General features: G+C 70.8%; 18 protein-coding genes and 1 tRNA gene. 5 read left to right on the top strand and 14 right to left on the bottom strand.

All coding sequences use genetic code 11. The annotated features are described in order from the left end of the window. Nucleotides 1-26: 26 nt before the first annotated feature. Nucleotides 27-1466, top strand: a complete 1440-nt coding sequence (locus tag AB0898_RS07405) for a cellulose binding domain-containing protein (protein WP_366801859.1) — start codon at nt 27-29, stop codon at nt 1464-1466. Between the two features lie 190 nt (nt 1467-1656). Here the strand turns inward: AB0898_RS07405 and AB0898_RS07400 are convergent, their stop codons facing one another. From AB0898_RS07400 to AB0898_RS07385, 4 genes are all read right to left on the bottom strand, one after another. Then, the gene (locus AB0898_RS07400) at nt 1657-3123 is read right to left on the bottom strand and encodes a GH1 family beta-glucosidase (RefSeq protein ID WP_366801857.1); all 1467 of its coding nucleotides are present in this window, start codon (nt 3121-3123) and stop codon (nt 1657-1659) included. 90 nt (nt 3124-3213) lie between these two features. Beyond that, entirely contained in the window at nt 3214-4113 is a 900-nt protein-coding gene (locus AB0898_RS07395) for a carbohydrate ABC transporter permease (protein WP_366801856.1), read from the bottom strand. Then, on the bottom strand, nt 4110-5132 hold the full coding sequence (locus AB0898_RS07390) for a sugar ABC transporter permease (RefSeq protein ID WP_366801855.1): 1023 nt from the start codon (nt 5130-5132) through the stop codon (nt 4110-4112). The genes AB0898_RS07395 and AB0898_RS07390 overlap by 4 nt, the downstream gene beginning before the upstream one ends. Next, nucleotides 5129-6448 (bottom strand): ABC transporter substrate-binding protein, encoded by a 1320-nt coding sequence (locus AB0898_RS07385; protein ID WP_366801854.1) that lies wholly within the window; start codon nt 6446-6448, stop codon nt 5129-5131. The genes AB0898_RS07390 and AB0898_RS07385 overlap by 4 nt, the downstream gene beginning before the upstream one ends. A gap of 367 nt (nt 6449-6815) precedes the next feature. Between AB0898_RS07385 and AB0898_RS07380 the strand changes: the two genes are divergently transcribed. Next, nucleotides 6816-7874 carry a LacI family DNA-binding transcriptional regulator gene (locus AB0898_RS07380; RefSeq protein WP_366801853.1) on the top strand — a complete coding sequence of 353 codons (1059 nt, stop codon included), beginning with the start codon at nt 6816-6818 and terminating at the stop codon, nt 7872-7874. A gap of 30 nt (nt 7875-7904) precedes the next feature. Here AB0898_RS07380 and AB0898_RS07375 read toward each other — a convergent pair whose 3' ends face one another. Next, nucleotides 7905-8558, bottom strand: coding sequence for a methyltransferase domain-containing protein (locus AB0898_RS07375; protein ID WP_366801852.1), 654 nt, complete (start codon nt 8556-8558; stop codon nt 7905-7907). Between the two features lie 49 nt (nt 8559-8607). Then, nucleotides 8608-9297, bottom strand: coding sequence for a TetR/AcrR family transcriptional regulator (locus AB0898_RS07370; RefSeq protein WP_366801851.1), 690 nt, complete (start codon nt 9295-9297; stop codon nt 8608-8610). A gap of 115 nt (nt 9298-9412) precedes the next feature. On the opposite strand from AB0898_RS07370, the gene AB0898_RS07365 reads away from it, so the two are divergent. Continuing rightward, the gene (locus AB0898_RS07365) at nt 9413-10852 is read left to right on the top strand and encodes an MFS transporter (protein WP_366801850.1); all 1440 of its coding nucleotides are present in this window, start codon (nt 9413-9415) and stop codon (nt 10850-10852) included. Nucleotides 10853-10958: 106 nt separating this feature from the next. Here the strand turns inward: AB0898_RS07365 and AB0898_RS07360 are convergent, their stop codons facing one another. The 6 genes from AB0898_RS07360 to AB0898_RS07335 all read right to left on the bottom strand — a co-directional run bounded on the left by AB0898_RS07360 (nt 10959) and on the right by AB0898_RS07335 (nt 15637). Beyond that, entirely contained in the window at nt 10959-12092 is a 1134-nt protein-coding gene (locus AB0898_RS07360; RefSeq protein ID WP_366801849.1) for a DUF4241 domain-containing protein, read from the bottom strand. 270 nt (nt 12093-12362) lie between these two features. Continuing rightward, nucleotides 12363-12770, bottom strand: a complete 408-nt coding sequence (locus AB0898_RS07355) for a hypothetical protein (RefSeq protein WP_366801848.1) — start codon at nt 12768-12770, stop codon at nt 12363-12365. Nucleotides 12771-12855: 85 nt separating this feature from the next. After that, nucleotides 12856-12928, bottom strand: a tRNA-His gene (locus AB0898_RS07350). 94 nt (nt 12929-13022) lie between these two features. After that, nucleotides 13023-13625: an oligoribonuclease gene (gene orn / locus AB0898_RS07345; RefSeq protein WP_366801847.1), complete on the bottom strand. Its 603-nt coding sequence runs from the start codon at nt 13623-13625 to the stop codon at nt 13023-13025. A 149-nt stretch (nt 13626-13774) separates the two neighbouring features. Further along, on the bottom strand, nt 13775-14998 hold the full coding sequence (locus AB0898_RS07340) for a helix-turn-helix domain-containing protein (protein WP_366801846.1): 1224 nt from the start codon (nt 14996-14998) through the stop codon (nt 13775-13777). A 378-nt stretch (nt 14999-15376) separates the two neighbouring features. Then, nucleotides 15377-15637, bottom strand: a complete 261-nt coding sequence (locus AB0898_RS07335) for a hypothetical protein (RefSeq protein WP_366801845.1) — start codon at nt 15635-15637, stop codon at nt 15377-15379. A 306-nt stretch (nt 15638-15943) separates the two neighbouring features. Here AB0898_RS07335 and AB0898_RS07330 point away from each other — a divergent pair, with 306 nt between their 5' ends. Continuing rightward, the gene (locus AB0898_RS07330) at nt 15944-16471 is read left to right on the top strand and encodes a universal stress protein (RefSeq protein WP_366801844.1); all 528 of its coding nucleotides are present in this window, start codon (nt 15944-15946) and stop codon (nt 16469-16471) included. A gap of 232 nt (nt 16472-16703) precedes the next feature. Here AB0898_RS07330 and glmS read toward each other — a convergent pair whose 3' ends face one another. Next, nucleotides 16704-18521 (bottom strand): glutamine--fructose-6-phosphate transaminase (isomerizing), encoded by a 1818-nt coding sequence (gene glmS, locus AB0898_RS07325; RefSeq protein WP_366801842.1) that lies wholly within the window; start codon nt 18519-18521, stop codon nt 16704-16706. Between the two features lie 28 nt (nt 18522-18549). Continuing rightward, complete coding sequence (locus AB0898_RS07320; protein ID WP_366801841.1) at nt 18550-18807, bottom strand: hypothetical protein; 258 nt, start codon at nt 18805-18807, stop codon at nt 18550-18552. Nucleotides 18808-18972: 165 nt separating this feature from the next. Here AB0898_RS07320 and AB0898_RS07315 point away from each other — a divergent pair, with 165 nt between their 5' ends. Further along, nucleotides 18973-20559 carry a metallophosphoesterase family protein gene (locus tag AB0898_RS07315; protein ID WP_366801928.1) on the top strand — a complete coding sequence of 529 codons (1587 nt, stop codon included), beginning with the start codon at nt 18973-18975 and terminating at the stop codon, nt 20557-20559. Nucleotides 20560-20589 lie beyond the last annotated feature (30 nt).

Raw genomic sequence — 20589 nt, 5'->3', positions numbered from 1 at the left:
CCCCGCGACGAAAGACAGGCACGCGCATGAGCAGCACGCACCGGCGCAGGATCAGCGGCAGGAACAAGGCGATAGGCGGCATCGTCGCCGCGGCCGTCGCCGGTGGCGGCGCCTTCTTCGTGACCGGAATCGCCCACGCGGCCGGTGTCGGCGCCGTCTACACCAAGAACAGCGACTGGTCCTCCGGCTACAGCGGCCAGTACGTCATCTCCAACGACACCGGCCAGACCGAGAAGTCCTGGACCCTGGAGTTCGACCTCCCCCAGGGCGCCAAGCTCGGCTCCCTGTGGAACGCCGACTCCAGCGTCAGCGGGCAGCACGTCACCGTGAAGGCCGCCAAGTGGGACGAGGGCATCGCCCCGGGCAAGTCCCTCACCGTCGGCTTCGTGGTCAACGGCAGCGGCGACCCCACCGGCTGCCAGATCGACGGCACCTCGTGTTCCGCCGACTCCACCGCGACCCCCGAGCCGAGCGGCCGCCCCACGGACCCCCCCTCGGCCGAGCCCACCCAGCCCGAGCCCACCAAGAGCGACACCCCCGCCCCCACCCAGAGCGCGGGCAGCGGCACCACCAAGACCGCCGGCTTCGCGCCGTACGTGGACACCTCGCTCTACCCGGCGTTCGACCTCCTCGGCACCGCCGACGCCACGGGCGTGAAGAACTTCAACCTCGCCTTCGTCAACGACGGCGGCGGCTGCACCCCGAAGTTCGGCGGCGTCTCCGACCTGACCGCCGACGGCGTGGCCGCGCAGATCGGCGCCCTGCGCGCCAAGGGCGGTGACGTCCGGGTCTCCTTCGGCGGCGCCACCGGCACCGAGCTGGCCACCAGCTGCTCCTCGGCCGACGCGCTGGCGGCGGCGTACGGCAAGGCCGTGGACGCCTTCAAGCTCACCAAGGTCGACTTCGACGTCGAGGGCGCCACGCTGCCCAACACCGCGGCCAACACCCGCCGCGCCCAGGCCATCGCCAAGCTCCAGGCCGCCCACCCCGACCTGAACGTCTCCTTCACCCTCCCGGTGATGCCCCAGGGCCTGACCCAGGACGGCGTCAACCTGCTCTCCGACGCCAAGTCCAACGGCGTGCGCATCGACGCCGTCAACATCATGGCGATGGACTACGGGCCGGCCTTCAGCGGTGACATGGGCGACCTGGCCGAGCAGGCCGCCACCGCCACCCAGGCCCAGATCAAGGGCGTCCTCGGTCTCTCCGACCAGGACGCCTGGAAGACCGTCGCCGTCACCCCGATGATCGGTGTCAACGACGTCTCCTCCGAGATCTTCAAGGTGGAGGACGCCACCCAGCTGGTGAACTTCGCCAAGTCCAAGGGCCTGGGCGCGCTGTCCATGTGGTCCGGCACCCGCGACAAGCAGTGCGACGGCGGCACCAAGGCCACCGCCGACGCCACCTGCAGCTCGATCAACCAGGACAAGTTCGCCTTCTCCAAGGCGTTCGCGGCCTACAACTGACCTGCTGATCAGGGGGGACTGATCAGAGGAGCCCCGGCCGGCGCACACCGGCCGGCGGCTGACGGCGACCGATGACCCGGGGGCCCGGCGGTGACACACACCGCCGGGCCTTCGCCGTACAGGCGCGCAGCCGTACAGCCACGCAGTCATACGGTCGTACCGCAGACCGCCGTACCGGACGAGCGGGGGATCAGCCCGCCGGCTCCACCGCCGGCAGCGCACTCGTCCGCGCCACCTCCGCGTACCACCGCGCGCTCGACTTCGGCGTGCGCTCCAGCGTCGCGTAGTCCACGTACACCGCGCCGAACCGCTTCTCGTAGCCGTAGGACCACTCGAAGTTGTCCAGCAGGGACCACAGGTAGTACCCGCGCACGTCGGCGCCGTCGGCAAGGGCGCGGCGTACGGCGGAGAGGTGGCCGTGGAGGTAGGCGACGCGCTCGGGGTCGTGGACGCGGCCGTCGGCGTCGGGCTTGTCGTCGTAGGCCGCGCCGTTCTCGGTGATGTAGAGCGGCAGCCCGGGCGCCTCGCGGGTGTAGCGCATGAGCAGGTCGTACAGGCCGCTCGGGTCGACGGTCCAGCCCATCTCGGTGCGCTCGCCCGGGGTCTGGTGGAAGAGGACGTCGTCGGCGGCGGGCCAGGGGGAGTGCTCGCTCGCGCCGTGGCCGTCGGCGCGCGGGCCCTTGAGCTCGCCCTCGGCGGCGGAGACGAGGGCGGGGCTGTAGTAGTTGAGGCCGAGCGCGTCGAGCGGGGCGTTGGCGGCGCGCAGGTCGCCGTCGAGGACGAAGGACCAGTCGGTGAGCCGGGAGGTCGCCTTCAGGAGCGAGTCCGGGTAGGCGCCGCGCAGCAGCGGACCGTGGAAGACGCCGTTGGCCAGGTCGTCGATGCGTCGGGCGGCCGCCAGATCGGCCGGGCTCTGCGACAGCGGGCGTACGACGGCCGAGTTGAGACTCACCGCGACCTTGTTGCGGGCCGGCATCGCCGCGCGCAGCGCCGAAGCACCCAGCCCATGGGCGAGGTTGAGATGGTGGGCCGCCTTCAGCGAGGCCACCGGGTCGGTGCGGCCGGGGGCGTGGACACCGGAGCCGTAGCCGAGGAAGGCGCTGCACCAGGGCTCGTTGAGGGTGATCCAGTTCTCCACCCGGTCGCCCAGCGCCTCGCCCACGAGCTGCGCGTACTCCGCGAAGCGGTGGGCGGTGTCGCGCTCGGGCCAGCCGCCCGCGTCCTCCAGCTCCTGGGGGAGGTCCCAGTGGTAGAGGGTGACGGCGGGCTGGATGCCCTTCTCCAGCAGCTCGTCCACCAGACGGCGGTAGAAGTCCAGGCCGATCTGGACGGCCGGACCCCGCCCGGTCGGCTGCACACGCGGCCAGGAGACGGAGAACCGGTAGGCGCCCAGGCCCAGGTCCGCCATGAGAGCCACGTCGTCGCGGTAGCGGTGGTAGTGGTCGACGGCGGTGTCACCGGTCTCCCCGCCGGCGGTCTTGCCCGGCGTATGGCTGAAGGTGTCCCAGATCGACGGCGTACGGCCGCCCTCGCGCACCGCCCCCTCGATCTGGTACGCGGAGGTCGCGGCACCCCAGAGGAAGCCGGGCGGGAAGGTGACCGGGGAGGCGGCGGCGGAGGAGGTGACCGGAGAGGCGGTGGGGGAGGAGTCGGGCATGGAAGCGCTCCCATCGAGAATCGGGAAGACCTTGGGGGGAAGGGAAGAAGGGGCCGGGGCGACACTGACCCGGCCCCTGGACGGAACCGGTCAGCCCTTGATCGCGCCCTGCATGATGCCGCCCACGATCTGCTTGCCGAACAGCAGGAAGGCGACCAGCAGCGGCAGCGTGCCAAGCAGCGCGCCCGCCATGATCACCGCCTGGTCCGGGACATAGCCGGTGCCGAGCGAGTTCAGGGCCACCTGCACGGTGGGGTTCTGCTGGTTCAGGGCGATGATCGGCCACAGGAAGTCGTTCCAGGCGAACACGAAGGTCAGCAGGCCGAGCACCGCCATCGCGGGCCGCGCGGCCGGGAAGACCACGTGCCAGACGATCCGCAGACTGCTCGCGCCGTCCACCCGCGCCGCCTCGATCAGCTCCGAGGGCAGCGCCTGCACCAGGTACTGCCGCATGAAGAACGTGCCGAACGCGGTCACCAGGCTCGGCAGGATCACCGTCTGGAGCTGGTTCGACCAGCCGAAGTCGCTCATCCACAGATACAGCGGGACGACCGCGAGCTGCGGCGGGATCATCATCGTGCCCACGGTCAGCAGGAGCAGCAGCCCCGAGAAGCGGAACCGCAGCTTGGCGAAGGCGAACCCGGCCAGCGTCGCGAAGACCACCGTGCTCACGGTGATCGTGCTCGCCACCAGCAGCGAGTTGAGCATCGCGGTGCCGAGCCCGGCCTCGTCCCACGCCGCCTGGAGGTTCGTGAACAGATTGCCGCCGAACCACAGCGGCGGCGGGGTCTGCGCGAGCCGCCCACCGGTGCGCGAGGCCGCGACCGCCGTCCACACCAGCGGCGCCAGCGAGACCAGCGCGAACACCGTCAGCGCCACGTACGTCACCGGACCCGCGTGCAACTGCTTGCCCGCACCCGTGATCCGGCGCCGCCCGGGGGACCGCACGGGCCCCGCGACCTTCTGCACGGTCAGTTCACTGGTGGTCATTGGGACTTCCTCAGCCATCGGGTGAACAGCAGGTTGGCCGCCGCGACGATGAGCAGGATCAGGAACATCGACCAGGCGATCGCGGACGCCTTGCCGAGGTTGCCGATGATCCAGCCCTGGTCGTACATGTACAGACCGAGCGTCTGGTACTGGTGCTCCGAGCCGCCCTTGGACCCGCTGACCCCGCCGAACAGCAGGGGCTCACCGAAGAGCTGGGTGGAGCCGATGGTGGAGACCACGATGGTGAACAGCACCGTCGGGCGCAGCTGCGGAATGGTCACGTGCCGGAACTGCTGCCAGCGGTTGGCTCCGTCCAGCGCCGCCGATTCGTACAGGTCCGCCGGGATGGCCTGCATCGCGGCGAGGTAGATCAGCGCGTTGTAGCCGGTCCAGCGCCAGATGACGATCGTGGACACCGCGAACTGCGAACCCCAGTCGGACTCGCGCCAGTTGACCGGATCGACCCCGACGAAGTGGAGGATCCAGTTCACCATGCCGCCGTCCCACGAGTACAGCAGCGTGAAGACCAGCGTCGCGGCCGCCACCGAGGTCGCGTACGGCGTCAGCATCACCACGCGCCACACGGTCGAGCCGCGCAGCCGGTAGTTCAGCATGTGGGCGAGCCAGAGCGCCCCGAGCAGCTGCGGGACCGTGGAGATGACACCGATGGTGAAGGTGTTCTTCAGCGCGTTCCAGAAGAACTCCGAGGACAGCAGGTTGCGGTAGTTGGCGAGCCCGGTCCAGGTCTGCCGGTCGAGCGCGGAGAGCTGGACGTCGTGCAGCGAGTACCAGGCCGTGTAGAGCAGCGGCACCAGGGTGAAGGCCGCGAACAGCAGGAAGAAGGGGGACACGAACGCGTACGGCGACGCCTTCATGTCCCAGCGGTACAGCCGGCTGCGCCAGGAGACGGGCGCGGCCGGCGCACCGCGACCCCGAGCGCCCCGGGCCGCGCCCGGCGGGATGCCGGGCGCGGCCTCGGCGCTCGACGCGGGATGCGCGAGAGCCTCTTTGGAGGTCACTGGCCGAGCACGTCCTTGATCTCGGCGGACGCCGCCTTCCAGCCCTCGGCCGGGGACTTGCCCTTCTGCTCGACCTGGAGGATGCCGATGTCGCTGATCGCGCTGTCGATCGGCTTGTCCTTCGGACCGAGCGGCTGGGCCGGGATGGTCTTCGCGGCCTCGGAGAAGATCTGGGTGAGCGGCGCGTCGGAGAAGTACGCGGTGGTGTCGGCCGCGGGCTTCAGGCCCGCGTACGCCGCCGGGGTGGACGGGAAGCTCGCCTGCTTGGCGAAGACCTTGGCCTGCTGCGCGGGGGCGGTCAGCCACTTCGCCAGGGCGATCGCCTCCTTCTGGTGCTTGCTCGCGGTCGGCACGCCGAGGAAGGAGCCGCCCCAGTTGGACGCTGCCGGGGCCTGGGCCACGTCCCACTTGCCGTTGCCCGAGTCACCGGACTTCTGCTCGATGTAGCCGATCATCCAGGCCGGGCAGGCCAGCGAGGCGAAGGTGGCGTTGGCGAAGCCGTTGTCCCAGGTCGGGTCGAACTGCTTCAGCTTGGCGGACATGTCGCTGGTCGCCACGGTCATGGCGGCGTCCCACGCCGCCTTCACACCGGGAGACTTGTCCCAGACGACCTTGCCGTCCTTGTCGTAGTTGCGCTCGGAGGCGCCGCCCACGGCCGCGTTGTACACCGAGGCCGCCGAGTCGACGTACTTGGTGCCCTTCGGCGCCTTCTTCATGTACTTCTTGCCGAGGTCGACGTACTTCGACCAGTCGCCCTTCCACAGCTCGGCGAGCTTGGCGCGGTCGGTGGGCAGACCGGCCTTGGCGAAGAGGTCCTTGCGGTAGCAGACCGCCATCGGGCCGGTGTCGGTGCCGACGCCGATGAGCTTGCCGTCCTTGGTGGTGGCCTGGGCGAGCTTCCAGTCCAGCCACTGGGACTTGTCGACGTCCTTGCCGAGGTCGACGAACTTGTTCGCCTGCGTCTGCACGGCCTCGGTGATGTTGCCGACCTCGATGGCCTGGATGTCGTCCGTGCCGGCGCCCGCCTGCAGGCGCGTGAGCACCTTCGGCCAGTACACGTCGGTACGGGTCGTGACGTTCTCCTTGATGGAGATGTCCGGGTGGAGCTTCGTGTACTCGTCGTACAGGCCGGCCTGCTTGTAGCCGAAGACGCCGAAGGTGCCGACGGTCAGCGTGATCTTGCCGTTGCCGCCGTCGTCCGCGTTCGACGAGGTGTCGTCCGAGTCCTTGGAGCAGCCGGCCAGCAGCCCCGTGGTCAGCGCGGCGGCGGCCAATAGGGCCACCGTTCCGCGAGACCTGCGGATGCTCGTGCGCATTGCGTCCTCCTGTTGCCTGACGTGCCGACCCCCCGGCCAACTGCATGGAACTACTGCTGGAGCTGGGCCCGTTCGTACGCGCTGCGGCTCGGGCGGGGAACGTGCGGGATGTGTAGGTGTCAGGTACCGTGGGAGCGCTCCCACGAGTGATGTGTTGAAGGGTCGTCCGTCCGGCGCGGGGTGTCAAGGGAGTGCGCACGCCCAAGTCCCTTCAGTTATCGGGCTGTTAATTAGCGCGGTACGGCGAGGCGGAACAGACCCGGTGGCGGTGTCGCCGGGCACTGTTACATTCCAGGCCGGGGGCAACGTACGGGCCGCTGACGGGCGTTCGGGTGCGGATACGGGTACGGCGGGAAAGGCGGAGGCCATGGCGAGCCACGGAGCGCGGGGCGGCCGGAGCGGGGGGCGGCCCACGCTCGAAGAGGTGGCCGCGCGTGCCGGGGTGGGCCGGGGCACGGTCTCCCGGGTGATCAACGGCTCGCCCCGGGTCAGCGACGCGACCCGCGCCGCCGTCGAGGCCGCCGTCGAGGAGCTGGGCTACGTCCCCAACACCGCCGCCCGCGCGCTGGCCGCCAACCGCACCGACTCCATCGCGCTGGTCGTCCCCGAGCCGGAGACCCGCTTCTTCGCGGAGCCTTACTTCTCCGACATGCTGAGCGGGGTCGGCGCCGAACTGGCCGACACCGAATGGCAGTTGCTCCTGATCTTCGCGGGCAGCGACCGCAAGCGGCAGCGGCTCGCGGACTATCTCTCCGCCCATCGCGTGGACGGCGTCCTCCTGGTCTCCGTCCACGCCGACGACCCGCTCCCCGACCTCCTCGACCGCCTGGAGATCCCGGCCGTGATCAGCGGCCCCCGCTCGGCGGGCGAGACCCTCACCTCGGTCGACTCCGACAACTACGGCGGGGCCCGCTCGGCGGTCGCCCACCTCCTTGCCCGGGGCCGCCGCCGCATCGCCCACATCACCGGCCGGCCCGACGTGTACGGCGCGCAGCGACGGGTGGACGGCTACCGGGACGCGCTGCGGGAAGCGGGGGTGGGGGTGGACGAACTCCTCCTGGAACCCGGCGACTTCACCGAGGGCGGCGGCCGCCGCGCCATGACCGCCCTCCTGTCCCGCCGCCCCGGCCTGGACGCGGTCTTCGCCGGCTCCGACGTCACGGCGGCGGGCGCCCGCCAGGTCCTGCGCGAGGCGGGCCGCCGCATCCCCGAGGACGTGGCGCTGGTCGGCTACGACGACTCCGCCATCGCCCGCCACATGGACCCGCCCCTGACCAGCGTCCGCCAGCCGATCGAGGAGATGGGGCGGGCGATGATCGGGCTGCTCCTGGAGGAGATAGCGGACCGCCGTCCGGCGGCGGCGCGGGGGCTGGAGCGGCGGCATGTGGTGCTGCCGACCGAGCTGGTGGGCCGGGAGTCGGCGTAGCCGCGGAGTCCACCGGATGCGGCCGTCCCGTCAGGCTGTCCCGGGCTTACGGGCCAGCAGACAGGCGTGGGGCCGCTTCGCGCGTCCGCCGGGCTCCTGCTCCAGCCGGGCGGTGACGACGAGCCCGGCCCGCTGCAGCAGTTCGGCCACGCGGTCCAGGGGGAGGAGGTACGACTCGTAGGACACGGGACGGCCGTAGCCGTGGGTGGGCCGCAGCCGCTCGTCGCCGGTGTAGCCGCCCCAGAGCAGGTGTCCGCCGGGTGCGAGCGTGCGGTGGAACTCGGCGAACACCTCCGGCAGCCATCGCGGGGGCGTGTGATGGGTGGAGTACCAGGCCAGGATGCCGCCGAGCTCCCCGTCCCCCGTCTCCAGCGCGGTCATCGAGCCCTCGGTGAACCGCAGACACGGATAAGCCTGCCGGGCCAGCGCGACCATCTTCGGCGACAGATCCACCCCGAAGGCGGACACCCCCAGCCCGGCCAGATATGCCGTCACCTTCCCGGGACCGCACCCCAGATCCGCGACCGGCCCCGGCCCGGCCGCCCGCACCAGTTCGGCGAACCCCGCCAGCATCCCGCGCGACAGCGGGTCCAACTCGGCGGGCGACGGGACGAGTTCGGCGTAATCGGCGGCGACCGTGTCGTACGACTCGCGGACGGCGGTCAGAAAGGGGGGCTCGGCCATGCGGGCGACCTTAGACCGGCAACCGGCCGTCCCGCCGCATCTTCGGGACTCAGGGCTTCTCTGAAGTGGCCTGTGCGAGAAGGCCGTTGACGAAGGCACGGAGGGCTTCCGAGTAGGTGTCCCGGGCTGCCAGCTCCGGCCAGCGGTCGCCGACTTCGGAGAGGCGGGGGAGCCGGGCGGTGTCGATACCGCTGAAGAAGTCGGCCTCCTCGGTGAGTTGAGCATCATCCGGTCGCCGGTGGGCCGAGTGGGCGCGGACCAGGATCTCGCCCGCCGTGTAGTACCAGATGCTCCGGAAGAGGCCGACGGCCTGGTCGAGCGTGCACCCGCAGTCGACGGCCGCCGCCACGATCGTCTCGACCGCCTGGAGGGACGCGGGCCCGAGCCGGGCGAGGAAGCCGTCCACCGTGAGGATCTCGGCCGCCCACGGCCAGGCGGCGAGGGAGTCGTGGATCGCGGTCGCCGCCGCGATGATCCGCTCGCGCGGCTCGGCGGGGAGGTCGGGGCGCAGAGTCCGGTCCACGTGCTCGTTGAGGAGCTGGACCAACAGGTCTTCCCGGTCCCGGACATGGTGGTACAGCGTCGTCGTCCCGATGCCCAGCTCCGCCGCCAGTCTGCGCACGGTCAGCTTCTCCCAGCCGTCCCGCTCGATGACGCGGCGCGTCGCGTCCAGGATCTCGGCGCGGGAAGTGGCCGGGGGGCGGCCGCTGCGGCCGGGCGATGTGTTGCTTCGGGGCACCGCTCCATCATGCCGTTTCCCCCTTTGTGCTCGACAGCGGCGGCCGTGCGGAGTAATTTCGGAACATGTTCCAAAACCTCGGGGGAGCCGCGTTTCCGGCAGCATGGAGGAACTTGTGACGAAGACAGTCGGGGAGTCGGACGGGGCGGTCGACGTGGTCGACGGGGGAGTGGGGGCCGCCCGGCCGGGGCTCACCCTCGCCGCGGTGGCCGTGGTGCAGTTCATGGTGTCGCTCGACCTGTCGGTGGTGAACGTAGGACTGCCGGAGATCGCCGACGGGCTGAACTTCTCTGGTGTGGGCCTCACTTGGGTGATCCACGCCTACGCGCTCACCTTCGGCGGGCTGCTCCTGCTGGGCGGCAGGACGGCGGACCGGTACGGCCGCAAGCGGGTGCTGCTGGCGGGCCTCGCCCTGTTCGGCCTGGCGTCCTTGGCCGGCGGCTTCGCCGAGTCACCCGGTCAACTGGTCGCCGCCCGTGCCGTCCAGGGCATCGGAGCCGCCGCCCTCTCCCCGGCCGCGCTGGCCCTGCTGACCACGACGTTCCCCACGGGCCGCGCCCGCGTACGGGCCTTCGGCGTATGGAGCGCGATGAACGCGGCGGGCGGCGCGCTGGGCGTCCTGATCGGGGGCGTCCTCACGCAGTACGCGGGATGGCGCTGGGTGATGTTCGTGAACGTGCCGATGGCGGCGGGGGCGTTGCTGCTGTCGTGGCGGGGCGTCGGCGCGGACCGGGTACGGCCCGGCGGTGGCCGACCGGACATCCTCGGCGCCTTCCTGGTCACCTCGGGGATGCTGCTCCTGGTGTTCGGCGTCGTCCGCACCGACCGGTACGGCTGGGGCTCACCGGTGACGCTGACGACCCTGACGGCGGCGGTCGCGCTGCTGGCCGCCTTCCTCCAGGTCGAGCGCACCACGCGCCGCGAACCCCTGGTCCGGCTGGGCCTGTTCACGAACCGCTCGGTCCTCGGCGCGAACGCCTTCAACCTCCTGGCCGGTGCCGCGATGGCCTCCGCCTTCTACTTCATCTCCCTCTACCTGCAAGGCGTCCTCGGCCACGGCGCCGCCCGCACCGGCCTCGAATTCCTCCCGCTGGCCCTCGGCGTCATCACCGGCTCGGTCCTCGCGGTGAAGCTCGGCTACCGGCTCCTGCCCCGAACCCTCCTGGCCCTCGGCGGCACCCTGACGGCCGTGGCCTTCGCCTGGGCCGGCCTGATCACCCCGAACGGCTCCTTCACCACCGACATCCTCGGCCCGGCGATCCTCGCGGGCACCGGCTTCGGCTTCTGCCTGGCCCCGGTGGTCTCCCTGGCCACCGAAGGCGTGGCCTCTTCCGAGGCAGGCACCGCCTCCGCCCTCCTGAACAGCTCCCGCCAGATCGGAGCCTCCCTCGGCCTGACAGCCCTGGTCACGGCGGCGGCCCACCACACCGGGCCCGTGGTCACGGCCGAGAGCCTGACCGAGGGGTACGCGCTGGGGCTGCGGCTGGGGGCGGGGCTGCTGGCGGCGGGGGCCGTGGTGGCGGTGGGGGTGTTGCGGGGGCCTCGGGGCGAGTGACGGGATGCGCGGCGCGAAGGCCGTTTGCGCGGGTGAGGGGTGCCGGGCGTCGTTCGCCCGGCCGGATCGCCGCTCGGCCCATTGCTGCGGGCGACCCCAGGGCCTCCTACTCTCCCCCGTCGGCGGAACGGAGCAGGAAGTCGACGACGACGCAGCCGACCTGGCCGTCATCGGTGCGGCCGATCCAGACGGGGTAGTCCCCGTCGCCCCGGCCGGCGCGGAAGGCGATGACGTTCGGCTCGGACTCCGTGCCGGGCAGTTCGACGCTGAAGACGGATTCGCTGTCGAGGGCCATGAACACGTCCTCGTCCAGCCGGTCTTCGGGCACCGTCCCCGTCGCGTCCAGGAAAGCCGCTGTGCCGGTGTCCACGCCGACCCCGTAGAACTGGCCCTCCCTGAGCAGTCCGAGGTCCTCGTCGGGCCGGAGGACCATTTCCCACTCGCGGGGCGGGACGTCCAGGAACGTCACCCTGGCCGCGGCGACACCGGTCTGGCGTGCCGTGCGCACCAGCGACAGCGTGACCGGGAACTCGCCCGGTGGCACCGCGACGGCCCGGGGGTCCTCGTCGATCCAGCCGGGGTCCGAGATCACCAGCCGCCCCGACGTGATCCGCAGCAGGCCGGCGTCGACGGGCTCGACGACGGCGGGCCCTTCCAGGCTGTCGCATTCACCCGGACTGAACAGCTGCTCGATCTCGGTGGCGCGCAGCGGTCCCGACCCTTCGTCCACCGACACGTCGTTCAGGACCACGGTCGTGGCGGGCTCGTGGCCCTGCTGGGCGAGGAGCGGTACGAACACCTGCCAGTCGCCGAACTCCGGTACGGGACAGAGGAAGTCTTCGACGGGCGCCGGGAACGGTCCGGATGTGCCGGCGTGCGGTGGCTCCGCCGACGCTCCCCTCGGCCCGCCGGACTCGGACCTCACCTCGACCTGCCCGTCGGCCGAGACGGTCGTGGTCTCCTGAACGTCCCACGTCCCGGACGAGTGCTCCCGCTCGCCCGAGAACTGCCATCGGATGCTCCGGTGAGCCAGCAGCATCCCCGTGCCGTGCGGCTTGAGGTCGATCATCTGCATGCGCCAGGACCTGTCGTCGAACAGATACAGCCGCCACGTCCCGCGCGGCCAGCGTTCGACCAGTGCCAGCGGTCGCTCCTCCGCGGACAGCAGAACCGCGTAATACATCCCGGCGGCATGTCTGCGTGCCGCGACCGCGCTCGGCATCGGGTCCGGATGGGCCATTCCCACATGGGAACCCCACATCTCGCCGTACGACACATCAAGACCGTCGAATTTCACAGCAGCGCGTCTCCCCCCGTGGCACCAGCCACCCCCTGAGCAGCGGCACTCGACGGGTGCCCCCGCCGCATCACGCTGCCCTTCCGAAGCTTTGTGCCGTCAGTCTGCCACCGGGGTCTGACACGGGGGCCGCAGTGCCCAACCGCCGCAGATCGACCTCCACTTGGCGGCGTTCGAGCAGCTCCGCGCCATGGCCGTCCACAGCCCCGACGCCTAGCGGCTCTCCTCCACGTGCGTCAGCCTGTCGTCGGTCAGGTGCCAGTACCGCTGGTGGGGAGTCAGGCGCCAGGTTTCGGTGGCGGTGAGGCCCTGGGTGAGCCAGGCGTGGAGCTGGGGGAGGGCCTGGTCGCGGAGGAGGGTGCGGGTGGCGGCGCGGCGCGCGGCGGGGACGGTGTGGACGTCCACGTAGAAGCCGACCGACTCCGGGTGGACGCCGCCGCCGTAGGTGCGGGAGGCCGGGGCCACCCAGTAGGCGTCCAGGACCATGGTCCCGCTGTCGTGGCCGCTGAGGAAGCGCAGATCTTTGACATGGGCCATGAGCGGGCCCAGGTGCTCGGTGATGTCGGTCGTGGTCAGGGGCCAGGCGTGGCCGCGGGGCAGGCGGCGGTTTCGTGCGGACATGACAGGGAGGGTGGCAGAGAGGGTGCCCGGTGCGGAAACGACTTTGGGCCGATCCGTCGGAACGGATCGGCCCAAAGTCCATCAGGGTGAGTGACGGGACTTGAACCCGCGACATCCTGGACCACAACCAGGTGCTCTGCCAGCTGAGCTACACCCACCACGACCGGCGGTTGAACTTGTCGTTCCCCGACCGGCCGAGAAGAAGTCTACAGGGTTCTCGGGGGTGCTCGCGCACACGTTTCCGTGTGGGGGCTACGAGCGGGGCAGGACGTACTTCGCCGCGATCGTCTTCGCCGTCTCGGAGTCCGGTCCCGGCTGGGGGACGAAGACCGCCTCGCGGTAGTAGCGCAGCTCGGCGATGGACTCGCGGATGTCGGCGAGGGCGCGGTGGTTGCCGTTCTTCTCCGGGCTGTTGAAGTACGCCCTCGGGTACCAGCGCCGGGCCAGCTCCTTGATCGAGGAGACGTCCACGATGCGGTAGTGGAGGTGGCCCTCCAGCGTCGGCATGTCGCGCAGCAGGAAGCCGCGGTCGGTGCCGACGGAGTTGCCGCACAGCGGGGCCTTGCCCGGCTCCTTGACGTGCTCACGGATGTACGCGAGCACCTGCTCCTCGGCGTCGGCCAGCGTCGTGCCGCCGGCCAGCTCCTCCAGCAGACCGGACGCGGTGTGCATCTGGCGCACCACCTCCGGCATCGTCTCCAGCGCGGCCTCCGGCGGACGGATGACGATGTCCACGCCCTCGCCGAGCACGTTCAGCTCGGAGTCGGTGACGAGGGCGGCCACCTCGATGAGCGCGTCGTCGGACAGCGAGAGGCCGGTCATCTCGCAGTCGATCCACACCATGCGATCGTTCATGTGTCTCACCTTACGGTGACCCGACCCCACCTGAACCCGGCCGTGCGCGAGGTATGGGGGAGGGGAGGAGGCGTGTGACTTCCGCCTCCTCCCCTCCCCGACATCCCTACGGGAACCCGTACGGCATCCCCTACGGCATCCCGTGCGGGTCAGACCCCGCCCCGCGCCCCCGGCAGCAGACTCACCGCGCCCGCCGCGTGCCTGCGGCTCTGGAGCGGGACTCCCCCGTCACGCTCCGAGTGCAGTACGGCCGGCACCTGCCCGACCACGCCGTGCCCGGCCAGGCCGACCGGCGCCGCGCCGGACACACCGGACGGCGGCAGCGGTGACTCCTGCTCGACCGGACGCTCGCCCTGCGGCCTGCGGGCCCGGTAGGCGGCCCGGTAGGCGGCCGGGGACGAGCCGAGCTGGCGGCGGAAGTGCCCGCGCAGCGCGACCGGTGAGCGGAAGCCGCAGCGGCCCGCGACCTCGTCCACGGAGTAGTCCGAGGTCTCAAGCAGCCGCTGTGCCTGGAGCACCCGCTGGGTGATCAGCCACTGCAGCGGCGCACTGCCCGTGAGCGAGCGGAAACGCCGGTCGAACGTACGGCGGCTCATGTAGGCGCGTGCCGCCAGCGTCTCCACGTCGAACTGCTCGTGGAGGTGTTCCAGCGCCCAGGCGACGACCTCGGCCAGCGGGTCGGCGCCGATCTCCTCGGGTAAAGACCTGTCGAGATAGCGCTCCTGACCGCCACTGCGGCGCGGCGGGACCACCAGGCGCCGGGCGAGCGCGCCCGCCGCCTCGTTGCCGTGGTCCGTCCGCACGATGTGGAGACAGAGGTCGATCCCGGCCGCCGTCCCCGCGGAGGTCAGCACGTCGCCGTCGTCCACGAAGAGTTCCCGTGGATCGACGTGCACCGACGGATAGCGCTTGGCCAGCGTCGGCGCGTACATCCAGTGGGTGGTCGCCGGACGGCCGTCCAGCAGGCCGGCCGCGGCCAGGACGAACGCCCCGGTGCACAGGCCGACGATGCGGGCCCCCTCCTCGTGTGCGCGGCGGAGGGCGTCGAGCGCTTCCTCCGGCGGCGGGGAGGTGATCGAACGCCAGGCCGGCACGACGACCGTGCCCGCGCGGGAGATCGCCTCCAGGCCATGCGGCGCGGTGAGTTCCAGGCCCCCTGTGGTCCGCAGCGGGCCGTCCTCGCCCCCGCACACCAGCAGTCGGTAGCGCGGTACTCCGGCGTCCTGGCGGTCGATCCCGAACACCGAAAGCGGTATGGAACTCTCGAAGATGGGGCCGCCGCTGAACAGCAGCACCGCGACGATCTCCTTGCGGCGTCGCCCGGCGAGCTTCCGGGCTGCGGCATCCGGCGCTGCGGTGGAGTCGTGGCTCATACTGCTAAGCCCCCCTCGGTGGTCGCGGCTCCTCGGTTGTGTCGCTCCTGCACGTTTCCCCTCGGTCCTGCACGAGTCCCCCGCCGTAAGACAGTCAAGATCGAATCTACTGGCTGCCGTGGTCTGCCGGTGGCCAGTTCTCCACGTCACGCATTGTCGACATGACAACTTGGCGTGAAGCATTCGATCACGAAGGGTTGCACTCGTGGGCCGCGCAGGGAAGTACGCCTCGGCGTGGTGGCCAAACCGCATAGGGTGCGTGGGGTCTCGTGGACCCTGTTTGTGCAGGTGGAACGGGGGATGAGGGGTGGTTGCGCCCCCTCCGGAGCGATATTCAGAAGTTGGCTGAAAAGCAGCGTTCCGAGGTACGGAAACCGGTCAGTCAACCGGTGTCCGCCGTTCCGCTCCGGCCGAGGCGCGCTCGAAGTGGCGCAGCAGCGCCCAACAGGTTCCGGTCACGGCCGCGAGGCCCAGTCCCGCGCCGGCGGCGGTGACCGGCGGGGTGCCGCACCACAGCAGGACGACGGGCACGAGCAGACACCCGAACACACCCCAGCCGATCACGTCACGCACGGTGTCCGGCGCGGAGCGCGCGGCGCGCGGGGACGGCGGTGCGGCGGGGGGCCGGGCTGCGGGCATCGGGGCGCTCCCTGGGGGCTGCGGTTCAGGGGGTTCAACGCGGCCGCGTCCGCTCGGTCACCCCTGAATCCCGCACAAAACCGCGTGTACGGGGCAGCCACCATTGCGCCCCGGGCGCCGCTCGTGCATTCTCCGGGGAACCCCCTGGGGCACCCCGGAGGGCCGCTCACGGAGCGTGCGGGAGATCTGGGCCCGGGAGGAGTGCCGCCGTACCCTTGGGGGTATGGGCTTGGGAAGACGAATCCCGGACACAGCTCCGCCGCACGATGTCCCCCTCCCATAAAGGATCCCCACGCCGAGACAGCCATGGCCGGTCACGAATTCTTCGAACCCGCGGACCGCAAGCGGCCGGTTGCCGAACCGACGGCGGCCGACCCCCTGGCGGCGGAAGAGGCACGCCCTTCCCGCGATCCCGCCTTCCAGCACGGAGTGGTCGTCGGCTTCGACGGCTCCACCTCCAGTGAGCGCGCCCTCGCGTACGCGATCGGCGTGGCCCGGCGATCCGGCTCCGGCCTGATCATCGTCCATGTGGCCAACCGGCTGCCCACCACCGTGTGGGCGGGCTGCGAGCCGCCCGTCTTCGTCGACGTGCCCGACCACCGCACCGAGGTCCTCGGCCTCGAACTGGCCTGCGCGGAGCATCTCGCCGAGGTGCCCTGGATCCTGGTCGAGCGCGGCGGCGACATCTGCCATGAACTCGAGGAGGTCGGGCGGGAGTACGAGGCGGACGCGATCGTGGTCGGCTCGACCCACGGCCTGGTCGGCCGGCTCTTCGGCTCGGTGGCGGGACGGCTCGCCAAACGGGCCCGCCGTCCGGTGATCGTGATCCCCTGACGTCCCGTAAGGGGCGCGCCCCGAGGCGTACACGACCCAACGCGCCTGCCGGTGCGCCCGGTTGACCCTTGAACCAGGTGTCCGGAAGCCCCCGGCGGGGCATGTACCCCGCCGGGGGCTTCGGTGCGTGTCGCAAGCGCCGGCGGGTGACGGCCGCCGGCCGAGGGGGCGGCACGGAATGGACCCCCACGTGCGGCACGTAGGGGTCCGTTCTCCGAAGGGGGCGGGTGGACTACTCCACCGTCACCGACTTGGCCAGGTTGCGCGGCTTGTCGATGTCGCGGCCCAGGGCCTTCGCCGCGTGGTACGCGAGGAGCTGGAGCGGGATGCCCATGAGGATCGGGTCCAGCTCGTCCTCGTTCTTCGGGACGACGACCGTCTGGTCGGCCTTCTCCTGCGGCTGGTGGGCCACCGCGAGGATCTTGCCGCTGCGGGCCTTGATCTCCTCCAGGGCGGCGCGGTTCTTCTCCAGCAGGTCGTCGTCCGGGACGATCGCGACCGTCGGCAGGGCGGGCTCGATCAGGGCCAGCGGGCCGTGCTTGAGCTCGGAGGCGGGGTAGGCCTCGGCGTGGATGTAGGTGATCTCCTTGAGCTTCAGGGAGGCCTCACGCGCGACCGGGTAGCCCCGGACCCGGCCGATGAAGAGCATCGAGCGGCTCTCGGCGTACTCCTCGGCCAGCGCCTTGATCTCCTCCTCCTTCTTGAGGATTTCGGAGATCTGGGAGGGCAGCCTGCGCAGGCCCTCGATGATCCGCTTGCCGTCGCGCACCGACAGGTCGCGGGTGCGGCCGAGGTGCAGGGCGAGCAGCGCGAAGGCGACCGTGGTGTTGGTGAAGCACTTGGTGGAGACCACGCACACCTCGGGACCGGCGTGCACGTAGATGCCGCCGTCGGCCTCGCGGGCGATGGCGGAGCCGACCACGTTGACCACGCCGAGGACGCGGGCGCCCTTGCGCTTGAGCTCCTGCACGGCGGCCAGCACGTCGTACGTCTCACCGGACTGGGAGACCGCGACGTACAGCGTGTCGGGGTCCACGACCGCGTTGCGGTAGCGGAACTCGGAGGCCGGCTCGGCGTCGGCGGGGATGCGGGCCAGCTCCTCGATCATCTGGGCGCCGATCATGCCCGCGTGGTACGAGGTGCCGCAGCCGAGGATCTTCACGCGGCGGATGCGGCGCGCCTCGCGGGCGTCCAGGTTGAGGCCGCCGAGGTGCACGGTGGAGAAGCGGTCGTCGATGCGGCCGCGCAGCACGCGGTCCACGGCGTCGGCCTGCTCGTGGATCTCCTTGTGCATGTAGGTGTCGTGGCCGCCCATGTCGTACGAGGCGGCCTCCCACTCCACGGTGGTGGGCTCGGAGCTGGTCCGGGTGCCCTCGGTGGTGTAGGTGCGGAAGTCGTCGGCCTTCAGGGTGGCCATCTCGCCGTCGTCCAGGGTGACGACCTGGCGGGTGTGGGTGACCAGGGCGGCGATGTCCGAGGCGACGAACATCTCCTTCTCGCCGATGCCGAGCACGACCGGGGAGCCGTTGCGGGCCACCACGATGCGGTCGGGGAAGTCGGCGTGCATGACGGCGATGCCGTAGGTGCCCTCGACCACGCGGAGCGCCTCGCGGACCTTGTCCTCCAGCTTCTCGGCCGACGAGCGGGCGATCAGGTGGGTGAGGACCTCGGTGTCGGTGTCCGAGAGGAACTCGACGCCGTCCGCCTCCAGCTTGCGGCGCAGGTCGGAGGCGTTGTCGATGATGCCGTTGTGGACGACGGCGACCTTGTCGTCGGCCGACATGTGCGGGTGGGCGTTCACGTCGGAGGGGGCGCCGTGGGTGGCCCAGCGGGTGTGGGCGATGCCGGTGGTGCCCTTGAAGCGCGCGGGGACCTTGGCCTCCAGGTCACGCACCCGGCCCTTGGCCTTGACCATCTTCAGCGCGGCCGACTTGGGGGAGGAGACGACGATGCCCGCCGAGTCGTAGCCCCGGTACTCCAGGCGCTGGAGGCCCTCAAGGAGGAGGGGGGCGACGTCACGCTTACCGATGTATCCGACAATTCCGCACATATGAAGTCTTCCCTCACCCTGGTGTCGCTCAGCCGTAGACCATGCGGCGCAGTTGCCTGAGCGTCAGCTCCGGCGGCGCCACGGCCCGGTATTTCAGGTCCGCCTCGATCTGGTCGAAGATCGCCGTGTTCCGCAGGCCCTCGGCCTGCAGTTCGCGGTGGCGGCGACGGACGTACTCCTGGGTCGTCTCGTCGAAGTAGGCCAGCACGTCCTGGATCACCCGCAGCGCTTCGCCCCTGTTCAGCGGGGTGGAGCGCGTCAGATGATCGACAAGTTCCTCGTGCACCCGGTAGATCCTGGGGCACGATCGCGACTTTCGCAAGAATCTTGCCCGAAATCGGGCAAGCGCCTGTTGGGGATCCGATGGGGTGCTGTTGGCCGGGAATCCACCCGGCGTCCTGAGCGGCGTCGCCCGGGGACGGCACCTTCTGGTGACATGGACATTCCTCGTATGGGCGTACCCGAGAAGCTGGCCGGGCGCATGACCATGGCCGAGCAGCACGAATATCTGCGCACCAGGTTCTCCCGGCGGACCATGATCAGAGGCGGCGCCGTGACGGTGGGCACCGTCGTCGGCGGCGCCTTCGTCTCCGGCGCCACGGCCCAGGCGGCCGCCACGGCCCCGGCCACCGCCGCCGCGACGAGCGCCGCCCACCGCCCCGCCGAGACCGTCGACGGCGCCCTCGTCGCCCCCTTCGGACGCCATCTGGCCTGGGGCAACGACCCGCGCACCGAGGTCACCGTCTCCTGGCAGGTGCCCGTCGCCGTCAAACGGCCCTTCATCCGGATCGGCGCCCACCCCTGGGACCTCTCCCGCAAGATCCATGCCGAGGTCCGCACCCTCTACACCCCGGCCGGCGTCGGCGCGAGCGGCGACCACACCCAGTACTACGTCCACGCCAGGCTGACCCGTCTGCGCCCCGGCCAGACCTATTACTACGGCGTCGGCCACCAGGGCTTCGACCCCGCCGCGCCCCATCTGCTCGGCACCCTTGGCACCTTCACCACCGCCCCCGCCGGGAAGAAACCCTTCACCTTCACCGCCTTCGGCGACGAGGGCGTCGGCTACCACGGCCTGGCCAACAACGCCCTGATCCTCGGCCAGAACCCCGCCTTCCATCTGCACGCGGGCGACATCGCCTATGGCGACCCCTCCGGCGCCGGCAAGACCGCCGACACCGGCTTCGACTCGCGCACCTGGGACCAGTTCCTGCACCAGACCGAGTCCGTCGCCAAGCAGGTCCCCTGGATGCCCGCCTACGGCAACCACGACATGGAGGCCTGGTACTCGCCCAACGGCTACGGCGGCGAGGAGGCCCGCTGGACCCTGCCCGACAACGGCCCGGACCGCAGGAACCTCCCCGGCGTCTACTCCTTCGTCTACGGCAACACCGCCGTCATCTCGCTCGACGCCAACGACATCTCCTACGAGATCCCGGCCAACCTCGGCATCTCCGGCGGCACCCAGACCAAGTGGCTGGAAGCCCAGCTGAAGAAGTACCGCGCCGCGAAGGACGTGGACTTCGTCGTGGTCTTCTTCCACCACTGTGCCTACTGCACCTCCACCGCCCACGCCTCCGAGGGCGGGGTGCGCCAGGAGTGGGTGCCGCTGTTCGAGAAGTACACCGTGGACCTGGTCATCAACGGCCACAACCACCAGTACGAGCGCACCGACGTCATCAAGGGCGACAAGGTCGTCAAGAAGCTCCCCATCGGCGGCACCGCCTACCCGGAGACCGAGGGCGTCGTCTACGTCACGGCGGGCGCGGCCGGGCGCAGCCTGTACGCCTTCACCGCGCCCGACTCCTACGAGGGCCACGAGCACGAGGTCGAGTCCGTGGCCTCCTTCGTCAACCTCAAGGACGGCAAGCGCGACGAGTCCGTCACCTGGTCCCGGGTGCGCTACCTCGACTACTCCTTCCTGCGCGTGGACGTCACGCCCGCGCCGAAGGGGCACACGGCGAAGCTGACCGTCTCGGGCATCGCGGAGACCGGCAAGCGGATCGACCACTTCACGGTGGCGCGCAGGGCGAAGTAGTCCTTCGAGCGGCACGGAAACGGGCACCCC

The organism is Streptomyces sp. NPDC005435, from assembly GCF_040703155.1.
Lineage (GTDB): Bacteria > Actinomycetota > Actinomycetes > Streptomycetales > Streptomycetaceae > Streptomyces.
The sequence above is the reverse complement of the archived record's forward strand: the minus strand, read 5'-3'. Positions and strand labels throughout refer to the sequence as shown.